We start from the raw sequence: 2,044 nt of genomic DNA, 5'->3' as shown, positions 1-2,044 counted from the left end.
AATTTTTACTAGCTCCGTTAAAGACGCTCGCGATATGAGCCGCGAAAGGCCTTATTGACCTATCGCGCTTTGCTTCTCTTTGTCCTTCGTATCCACCCAGATATTCGGCACCGCTCCGCCAGGCGTTAAAAATATCTTCGCGTCTTTATTTTCGCGTAACGCCTCGTTAAATTTAGCCTGCGTCTCGATCTGCTTTAAATTTAGCAAATTGTGATCGAGGCTTTTTGCGACCTCTTTGTTTGCGTATGCCTGCGCGTCGGCTTCGATCTTAGCGGCGTCCGCGCGACCCTGAGCCTCGATGATAGCAGCTTTGGCCGTACCTTCTGCGAGGGCTGCTTTTTTGAGCGCCTCTTGATTTGCGCGCTCTACTTCGTATTTGGTTCGCTCGGCCTCTTGCTTAGCGATTTGTACGCGCTCGATCTGCTCTTTTACCTTTTCAGGCAGGATGATCTCGCGCAGTTGCACGGTTAGCAGCTCGACGGGTTTGTTCGGCTGTGCGTCGATATCCTTGCGGATACCCTCGTCGATAGCCGTGGCTAGGTCGTTTCGCTTCGTCGGAAGCTCCTCGGCGGTGTATTTACCCGCGATACTGCGCACGACGTCGCGTACGACGGGATCTACGATCTTGTTTTCCCAGCTAAGACCCCAAGACGCGATCGTTTGAGGCGCGTTTTCAGGATTTAGGCGGTACTGCACGGTGATGTCGATGCTAACAGGCAAGTTTCTCGCGTCCAAAACGGAGATCGAGTTTTTGCGGATGATGCCCGCTTGAGCCTGTGCGCCGTACTTTTGCGCCGCTTCGCCCATATCTTCGCCAGACGTGTAGTTGATGAGGCGTACGCGCGTATCGACTACGATGACCTTTTGCAAAAACGGGATAAAGAAGTGCAGTCCCGGCTGCATCGGAGACGGGTCGTATTTACCCAAATTTGACTTGATGCCCACTTCGCCCGAGTTTATCGTGACGAAAGGCTGCGTGAGCGCGATCACGGCCACGAGCGCGATGATGACGTAGGCAAAGGCTGAAATTTTGCCAAATCCTTTAAAATCAGGCGTTTTAAAATTTACTTTTGGGCCCTTGCTCTCGCCGCCGTTATCGTCTCCGCCGCCGCTAGAGCCGCGCTTTTTATTAAAATAATCATTCAAATCTGCTGGCATTTCGTTCCTTAAATGTAAGTTAGCATCGAGGCGTATTTTGGATTGCGTCCGTAAACTACGTCAAAATACGCGTCTTGTAGGCGTTTAGTTACCGCTCCGCGCTCGCCCGCGCCGATAACGCGGTTGTCGATGTTGCTTATCGGAGTGACCTCGGCCGCCGTACCCGTGAAAAACGCCTCGTCCGCAGTGTATGCGCGGTCGCGGGTGATACGCTCTCTGCGCACTTCGATGCCTAGATCGCGGGCGATTTTGATGACGGTGTCTTGCGTGATGCTAGCTAGGCTGCTGTCGTTTGGAGGAGTGATGAGCGCGCCGTTTTCCACGATGAAAAAGCACTCGCCCGGCCCCTCTGAGATGTAGCCCTCGCTATCAAGTAGCAGCGCCTCGTCGTAGCCCGCCTCTTTGGCTTCGTAGTTTGCCATTTGCGAGCAGAGGTAGTTCGAGCTTGATTTCGCGCGGCTCATTTGACCGCCGACGTTTAGTTTGGCAAAGCTCGAAATTTTCACGCGGATGCCCTTTTTTAGGCCCTCTTCGCCCAGATACGCACCCCACTCCCATGCCGCGATTGCCGTATTTACGGGAGCTTTGGTGTGAGCTAGACCCATCACGCCGTAGCCTAGATAAACGATCGGGCGTAGATAGACGTTTGATTTAAATTTATTTGCGCGAAGTAGCTCGACCTGCGCGTCTTCAAGCTCTTTTTGCGTGTATTTGACGTTTAGGATCGTCATTTTGGCTGATTTTAGTAGGCGCGCGGTGTGATCGCTAAGGCGAAATATCGCTAAGCCTTTATCCGTCATATAGGCTCTTGTGCCCTCAAATACGGCGTTTGCATAGTGAAGCGAGTGGGTTAAAACGTGGACTTTAGCGTCCTCCCATTTGACTA

Annotated in this window: 2 protein-coding genes; both read right to left on the bottom strand. The window is 52.4% G+C overall.

The genetic code is table 11. The annotated features are described in order from the left end of the window. Positions 1-51: 51 nt before the first annotated feature. Positions 52-1,158, bottom strand: coding sequence for an SPFH domain-containing protein (locus Q0338_RS08205; protein WP_298086330.1), 1,107 nt, complete (start codon positions 1,156-1,158; stop codon positions 52-54). An 8-nt stretch (positions 1,159-1,166) separates the two neighbouring features. Next, positions 1,167-2,044, bottom strand: an 878-nt coding sequence (ilvE, locus tag Q0338_RS08200) for a branched-chain-amino-acid transaminase (RefSeq protein ID WP_298086329.1), incomplete at its 5' end; no start/stop codon positions are given.

The sequence above is a fragment of the uncultured Campylobacter sp. genome (genome assembly GCF_938018145.1).
In the GTDB taxonomy this organism is placed as follows: domain Bacteria; phylum Campylobacterota; class Campylobacteria; order Campylobacterales; family Campylobacteraceae; genus Campylobacter_A.
The sequence above is the reverse complement of the archived record's forward strand: the minus strand, read 5'-3'. Positions and strand labels throughout refer to the sequence as shown.